Source organism: Vibrio sp. (assembly GCF_047973365.1).
GTDB lineage: Bacteria > Pseudomonadota > Gammaproteobacteria > Enterobacterales > Vibrionaceae > Vibrio.
This window is the reverse complement of record NZ_JBKEBW010000021.1, coordinates 20161-27170: the sequence shown is the minus strand read 5'-3', so window position 1 is coordinate 27170 and position 7010 is coordinate 20161. Positions and strand designations below refer to the sequence as shown.

Below are 7010 nucleotides of genomic sequence, written 5' to 3'. Positions count from 1 at the left end.
AGATATCCCACCCTCAATCACAGTATTGGTCTGACTAAGTATTGGGCTTTGCGCTATTTTGGACGCTTACCCACCAGTACCGCCGAAACAGATTACGGTTAGTTGTGTACATCTAACTTCCTATGGCTTCCTTCAGACCCCACCGTTAGCCCGTGACGCCCTTGCCATTCGGATTGTCTTCCCCTTAGTCAGGGTGACTCCACTTTCTTTCAAGTGGACGGGTTTGCCAGCTTTGCTGGGCAAACAAAAAAGGAGCATTTGCTCCTCTTTTGCTAAAACAACTTAAACTGCGTCTTCGTCTTCTTCGCCAGTACGGATACGGATAACACGTTCGATATCAGTGATAAAGATTTTACCATCACCAATTTTGCCTGTTTGTGCCGTTTCGATAATGGTATCAACACATTGGTCAACAACATCTTCGTTGACCACAATTTCCAGCTTCACTTTCGGCAAGAAATCGACCATGTATTCTGCGCCACGATACAGTTCAGTGTGACCTTTTTGACGACCAAAGCCTTTGACTTCAGAGACGGTCATACCCGTAATACCTACTTCAGCTAGCGCTTCACGAACATCGTCGAGTTTAAACGGCTTAATAATGGCTTCAATTTTTTTCATGTTCATCCCTTAAACTTGTATCAATACTCGGCATTATCCGCTAGCCCTTGAAAACAATCAAATAATTAAGTCGGTTTACGTTTATTTCAAACTTGCGTAGTAAGCCGCTAAGTTAGCGATATCCGCATCATTGAGCATAGACGCCTGAGCTTGCATTACAGGAGCTAGCCCGCCAGTACGCTGACCGGCTTTATATGCTTTGATAGCGGACATAATATATGGTTCGCTTTGACCTTTCAGATTTGGATAACCCGGGATCACAGCAATACCGTCCGCACCATGGCAAGCTGCACATACGGCTGATTTTGCTTTCCCGGCGGCGACATCTCCGGCGACAGCATTACCCGCTAAAAGCCCAAGACCTAAAACAACACTCACGGCTAGTTTATTCATTGCTCTTCCTTATGTGATTGAATTTTCTTTTTATATCACTGCTACGACTAGGGTTAATTGTGGCACGAAAATTAACGCTTGTCCCAAATCAGAGTGCAATCTTGCCCACTGAAATCACGATCAACAAACAAATTTGCTACTGCAACCACTTTATTTTGATACATGAGTATTGGCGTGCGACGTCTTAGCCAACTCGGCACTCCGTATTCCTGAAAGAGCTTTTTCATCTTTCTTGAGCCACTTCTTCCTGCCGGACATGCCGTTAATCCTTGCGGATTAAAGCTGACCCACAAATCTTCCACCCTTTCAGGCAGCCGAATTTCTCCTTGATGCAGAATAAGAGTCAAAACGCCCAAACCAGCGGGTAATAGCAGATCTTGCCCAAGCAAAATAGGGCTTTTCCAGTCTGATATATCTCGACTCTCTTCAACACAATATAGACGATTATCAAAACGGCGGATCTCATGCTCGCCAAGTTTGAGCTTAGGATTGGCATCAGCAGTGGCTAAAGCGACCTGTTGCCAAATCATCTCGGTATGTTTGCGGCTAGGCATCACCATTTGATGACTAGCTAACCATTGGCGAATGATTTGCCGACGAACAGCAGTACTTTTTGCGTGCAATGCATCAAGCTTCAAACTTCCGTCATCATAAAGTGCTTGTACAAGTTCATCTTGCAAGAGTTCGTCGAGCAAAGCTTGTTGCTCAGCACACAACTCCGCACTACGTTGAACCGCTTGGTGAATCGATGGCCAACGCTGGTTGAGAATAGGTGTAACTTGGTGGCGGATGAAATTGCGCTCATAGCGAACATCATCATTACTTTCATCGCTTATCCAAGTGAGATGATTCTTCGCCGCATAAGCCTCAATGTCAGCACGTTTGACGCTCAATAGCGGGCGTAACATCAAACCGTCTGAAAATGACGCAGAAGAAGCCATAGAAGCCAAACCTTTTGGCCCACTTCCTCGTTTAAGAGCAAGTAAAAAAGTCTCTATCTGGTCGTCTGCGTGCTGACCTAAAAGCAGTACATCATTCTCTTGCACATGCTTAGCTAACACCGCATAACGAGCATCGCGAGCAAGCTTTTCAATGCTCTCTCCGCATTGAGTATCCAGATGCACTCGTTCGACAGTCAAAGGGATAGCAGAGTCATCACACCATGTCTGACAACACGCAGCCCAATGATCTGCATTGCTGCTCAAGCCATGATGAACATGCACCGCTGCAATTGATGCGCCGAATTCATCGCGAAAACGTGCGAGCAGTGACAACAGAACACGAGAATCAACACCACCACTCAAAGCGAGAACAAAACGGCGGGATGAGTATGCATTCAACTGTTGGCAAAAGTGAGAATACAAATCGAGCATAGTAGGTTTATCAACCAGTAAGGCTATCAACAAGAAACTGGCTTTAAGTGTAACGTTAAGCCAGATAAACAAAAAGGGTTGGAATCAATCCAACCCTTAACTAAATCAATAAAGATTTTGCCCGATTAGCAGTAACCGTAGCCCAATAAACGTTGGTAACGACGCTCTAGTAGCGAGTCTTTATCCAAGGCATCGAGATCCGCTAACTGACGAAGTAGCGTTGCTTTCATGTTAGCCGCCATCTCTTCGTGGTTACGATGTGCGCCACCTAGCGGCTCTTCAATGATTTCATCAATCAGTTCTAGCTCTTTCAAGCGAGGAGCCACAAGCCCCATCGCTTCTGCAGCTTGTGGCGCTTTATCTGAATCACGCCATAGGATTGATGCACATCCTTCTGGAGAGATGACTGAATAAGTAGAGTATTGCAACATGTTGACGTAATCGCCCACACCGATAGCCAATGCGCCACCCGAACCACCTTCACCGACAACGTTACAAATAACTGGCACTTTCAAACCTGACATCACTTTGAGGTTTTTAGCGATAGCTTCAGACTGACCACGTTCTTCTGCACCAACACCTGGGTATGCACCCGCCGTATCGATGAAAGTAATGATTGGCATATTAAAACGTTCTGCCATTTCCATTAGGCGTAGTGCTTTGCGGTAACCTTCTGGTTTTGGCATACCGAAGTTACGTTTTACTTTCTCACGAGTTTCGCGGCCTTTCTGGTGTCCAATGATCATCACTGGGCGACCATCTAAACGAGCAATACCACCAACGATAGCTTTATCATCCGCGTATGCTCGGTCACCCGCTAATTCATCAAACTCAGTGAATACATGCTCTATGTAGTCAAGCGTATATGGACGCTTTGGATGACGCGCCAATTGCGCCACTTGCCATGCACCTAAATCACCAAAAATTTTCTTTTTTAGTTCTAAGCTTTTCTTTTCTAGTTGTGCAATTTCTTTGTCGAGGTCAACTGAATCGTTACCACTATGACGAGACATGTCACGCAGTGCCTGAATTTTAGCTTCAAGTTCGGCAATTGGTTTTTCAAAATCTAGAAAATTTAGGCTCATCTACCTATCCTTTTTTACTCAGCTTGCCTGTGGCTTTGCTGAATTTTAGTTAAATTCAAGTTCTACCTGATCACTGCCAAGTAGCTGTTGCAATTCGTCTAACAATGTATCGCTAGGTGTGACGCGCCATTCTGTACCAAGTACGAGACGCGCTCGCGCATCAGGGCGCTGGTAGTATACATTGACAGGAACCGTTCCTGCTCGATGAGGCGTCAGTATTTCACTAAAACGCTCAAAAAATTGCTCATCAATTTGAGATTGCTCTACAGATATTGATAAGCCACGGGCATATTTTTCACGCGCGCTGCCCATGTCCATGACTTCGCGCGCCGACATTTTAAGGCCACTACTGAAGTCATCAAAGCTGACCTGTCCAGAAATCACTAAAATTTTATCTTTTTCCAGCAGTTCTGCATATCGTTCAAGCGCATCAGAGAATAACATCACCTCCATACGAGCGGAACGATCATCTATAGTCATCAGACCAATGCGCGTGCCGCGCTTGGTGGTCATCACCCGAGCAGCAATGACTAAACCAGCCACGGTCATCGATTGATCACGACGGGTTGGTGTCGCTTCATTTAATCGACAACTGGTATACCGATTGAGTTCCTTCAAGTAGGCGTTAATTGGGTGCCCTGTCAAATAAAGCCCCAATGTTTCACGTTCGCCTTCTAGCCAAACTTTTTCGGGCCACTCTGGTACTTGAGTATATTTTTGCTCGACTTCTTCTGGCGCGTCCGTCAGAACACCGAACATATCAGCCTGACCAAATGCTTCCGCCTGATGGTGCTGGCTCGCTGATTTCACTGCATCATCCATCGAAGCCATCATCGCCGCACGGTGTGGACCTAATCTGTCCAAAGCACCGGCTAAAATCAGTTTTTCTATCACTCGTTTGTTGACCCTTTTCAGGTCAATTCGCGCACAGAAATCAAACAGATCTTTGAAGTAACCGCCTTTGTCTCGCGCTTCTTGAATCGCTTCAATCGGGCCTTCACCCACACCTTTGATCGCGCCAATACCATACACAATGGCACCTGATTCATCGACGTTAAAACGATATAAGCCCGAATTAATGTCTGGTGGAAGCACTTTAAGCCCCATGCGAATACATTCATCCACCAAGCCAACCACTTTTTCAGTGTTATCCATATCGGCGGTCATCACCGCAGCCATGAATTCTGCCGGGAAGTGAGTTTTTAGCCACAGTGTTTGATACGATACTAAAGCATAGGCTGCAGAGTGTGATTTGTTAAAGCCATATCCAGCGAATTTCTCTACAAGATCGAAGATTTTCATCGACAATTCGCCATCAACGCCGTTTTTGATCGCTCCCGCTTCAAATACTGCACGCTGCTTTGCCATCTCTTCCGGTTTTTTCTTACCCATAGCACGACGCAGCATATCTGCGCCACCAAGAGTGTAACCTGCTAAGATCTGAGCAATCTGCATGACCTGTTCTTGATAGAGAATAATGCCGTAGGTCGGCTCTAGGGTCTCTTTTAGCGACTCATGTTGCCAGGTTTCATCAGGGTAAGAGATCGCTTCCCGGCCGTGTTTACGGTCGATAAAGTTATCGACCATGCCTGATTGCAAAGGTCCCGGTCGGAACAGTGCCACCAATGCGATAATATCTTCGAAACAGTCAGGCTGAAGACGCTTGATGAGATCTTTCATTCCGCGAGATTCAAGCTGGAATACCGCTGTGGTTTCAGAGTTTTTCAGCATGGTGAATGACTTCGGATCGGCGAGGTCAATCGACTCAATACGTACAGGATCTTTACCTTCACGTTCTAAACGAGGGTTTATTAACCCCAACGCCCAGTCAATAATGGTTAAAGTGCGTAATCCCAGGAAGTCGAACTTAACCAAACCCGCCGTTTCAACGTCATTCTTATCAAACTGAGTAACCGGGAAATGACCTTCCGCATCAGCATAAATGGGGGCGAAATCGGTAATAGTCGTTGGCGAAATGACCACACCACCCGCGTGCTTGCCGGCATTTCGCGTACAACCTTCTAAAATTCGACACTTGTCGATCAGCTCTTTCACTTCCTCATCTGCGTCATACAGCTCAGGTAGTGCAGGCTCCGCTTTAAACGCTTTTTCCAGTGTCATACCCGGATCTGGCGGAATAAGCTTAGAAATGCGATCAACAAAGCCAAACGGATGCCCCAGTACGCGCCCCACATCGCGAATAACCGCTTTGGCTGCCATAGTACCGAAGGTAATGATCTGTGATACCGCATCACGACCATACATTTCTGCTACGTGATCAATCACTTGGTCACGCTTATCCATACAGAAATCGACGTCGAAATCGGGCATGGATACCCGTTCTGGGTTCAGAAATCGTTCGAATAGTAAGTCATATTCGAGTGGATCGAGATCGGTAATTTTCAGGGCATACGCCACCAAAGAACCAGCACCAGAACCGCGCCCCGGACCTACCGGAATATTGTTGTCTTTGGACCACTGAATGAACTCCATTACGATCAGGAAGTAACCCGGGAACCCCATGTTGTTAATAACTTCAAGTTCAACTTGCAGGCGCTCGTCATATTCAGGACGGCGCTGAGCTCGAACTTCTGGATCAGCAAACAAAAACTCCAGACGATCTTCCAAACCTTCTTGTGATTTTTTAACCAGATATTCAGTTTCAAGCATCCCTTGTGTTGGGAATGCGGGAAGGAAATATTCACCTAAGCGAACGGTGACGTTACAACGCTTGGCGATTTCGACCGTGTTTTGCAGCGCTTGCGGAATATCAGCGAAGAGTTCACACATCTCTTCTTCTGAGCGTAAGTATTGCTGAGGACTGTAAAGTTTCGGTCTGCGCGGGTCTTCTAATGTGTAGCCATCGTGGATAGCCACGCGAATTTCATGTGCTTCAAAGAATTCTTCAGTGAGGAATACTACTTCGTTGGTGGCAACGACAGGAATATCCTCTTTTTCAGCTACTTCTAACGCGAAGTGAAGGTAGCTTTCTTCATCAGCTCGACCGGTACGGGTAAGCTCAATATAGAAATGGTCAGTGAAATAGGTTTGATAAAACTCTACGCACTTATCCACCAATGGTTGGTTACCTTTAAGCAGCGCTTTACCAATTTCGCCCTGCTTGCCACCGGATAAAATGATCAAACCTTCGGCGTACTTGATTAACCACTCTTTATCAAGCACAGGTTGATGTTGCACATGACCACGCAGATATGCTTCTGAAATAAGAAGCGTCAGGTTTTTATAACCAACATTATTTTTCGCCAGAATGGTTAGTTTTGTCAGTTCATCACCAAACTCTTCAGAGCGCATGGTGAAATCCGCACCAATGATCGGTTTCACACCGCAGTTGTGCGCGGTGCCATAGAACTTAACTAAACCACACAAGTTGGTAAAGTCGGTTAATGCCATTGCTGGCATACCCATTTCAGCCACTTTTTTTACCAAGGGTGGCACTTTCGATAGGCCATCAACCATGGAGAAATCACTGTGAATGCGTAAGTGGATAAACTTAGGGTCTGACATTCAATTCGGTCCT

The 7010-nt window shown here is 45.9% G+C and carries 5 protein-coding genes; all 5 read right to left on the bottom strand.

What is annotated here, in order from left to right; translation table 11 throughout:
- Positions 1-282 precede the first annotated feature (282 nt).
- The 5 genes from glnB to dnaE all read right to left on the bottom strand — a co-directional run bounded on the left by glnB (position 283) and on the right by dnaE (position 6997).
- Positions 283-621, bottom strand: a complete 339-nt coding sequence (gene glnB / locus ACK5MF_RS03475; RefSeq protein WP_416919399.1) for a nitrogen regulatory protein P-II — start codon at positions 619-621, stop codon at positions 283-285.
- 81 nt (positions 622-702) lie between these two features.
- Positions 703-1014, bottom strand: coding sequence for a c-type cytochrome (locus ACK5MF_RS03470; RefSeq protein WP_416919397.1), 312 nt, complete (start codon positions 1012-1014; stop codon positions 703-705).
- A 71-nt stretch (positions 1015-1085) separates the two neighbouring features.
- On the bottom strand, positions 1086-2387 hold the full coding sequence (gene tilS / locus ACK5MF_RS03465; protein ID WP_416919407.1) for a tRNA lysidine(34) synthetase TilS: 1302 nt from the start codon (positions 2385-2387) through the stop codon (positions 1086-1088).
- 125 nt (positions 2388-2512) lie between these two features.
- Positions 2513-3472 carry an acetyl-CoA carboxylase carboxyl transferase subunit alpha gene (accA, locus tag ACK5MF_RS03460; RefSeq protein ID WP_416919395.1) on the bottom strand — a complete coding sequence of 320 codons (960 nt, stop codon included), beginning with the start codon at positions 3470-3472 and terminating at the stop codon, positions 2513-2515.
- A gap of 45 nt (positions 3473-3517) precedes the next feature.
- Entirely contained in the window at positions 3518-6997 is a 3480-nt protein-coding gene (gene dnaE / locus ACK5MF_RS03455) for a DNA polymerase III subunit alpha (RefSeq protein ID WP_416919393.1), read from the bottom strand.
- Positions 6998-7010 lie beyond the last annotated feature (13 nt).